The 823-nt window shown below is 58.2% G+C and carries 1 pseudogene; it reads left to right on the top strand.

The window, feature by feature from the left end:
• Positions 1-186 (top strand): annotated as a pseudogene (locus AWB74_RS48155) (IS481 family transposase); the annotation flags it as partial.
• Between the last annotated feature and the right edge of the window lie 637 nt (positions 187-823).

Raw genomic sequence — 823 nt, 5'->3', positions numbered from 1 at the left:
GTGCTGCGCGTGGGCTGGAACGGCAAAGTAACGTTTCGAGGTCACCATTTGCGCGTATCCAGCGCGCTGCACCGACTGGACATCGCCGCGCGACCCAGCAGCAAAGTTGCCGATGCCTACGACTTCTACTTCGCTCATCATCGACTCATGACGTTTGACCCAAACCAGCCCGATGCGCCAAGATGAATGTGTCAGCTATGTCCCCGACGAAAGTGTCAACCATGTCCCCGGTCTATACACAGCAGCAAAGAAAGTTACCAAAGAAAGCAGCTTTTCCCATCCAAAGTGCTTCACGCCGGCCGCGGCACAGGCGATCGACCTAATGGTCCCCAGAGTAGCGAGTGCCCTCGAAGGCCCAACCGGGCTTGGATCGCGCACGGTCCGCCACATCGAGCCGTTTAACGAACTGGTTCAGCTCTTGCAAGCTCCGGCCCGCTTCGCGGCCGATTGGTCAAGCGGGTTTGCGCGCACTTCTTTGCTTGCTTCCGCCTCCATCTCACAGCCCGGCTCGTCGTTGGTTTCTCTTGCATGTCCTTCGGCAGCGCGTAGCGCTGTGCCGGAGCTATTTCGTGCTGAACCAGTGTCTTGAAACTTATCGGGCGACAGACCGTGCGCGGTCCACGCTCGATTAGACCTTTGGGGGCACTCGCTACAGCCGGGCCATTCAGCCAATCGCCTGTGCCGCGGCCGGCGTGAGGCACTTTGGATGGGAAAAGCTGCTTTCTTTGGTGACTTTCTTTGCAGCAGTGTATAGACCGGGGACATGGTTGACACTTTCGTCGGGGACATAGCTGACACATTCATCTTGGCGCATCGGGCTGGT

It is taken from the genome of Caballeronia arvi (assembly GCF_001544695.2).
Classification (GTDB): Bacteria; Pseudomonadota; Gammaproteobacteria; order Burkholderiales; family Burkholderiaceae; genus Caballeronia; species Caballeronia arvi.
The sequence above is the reverse complement of the archived record's forward strand: the minus strand, read 5'-3'. Positions and strand labels throughout refer to the sequence as shown.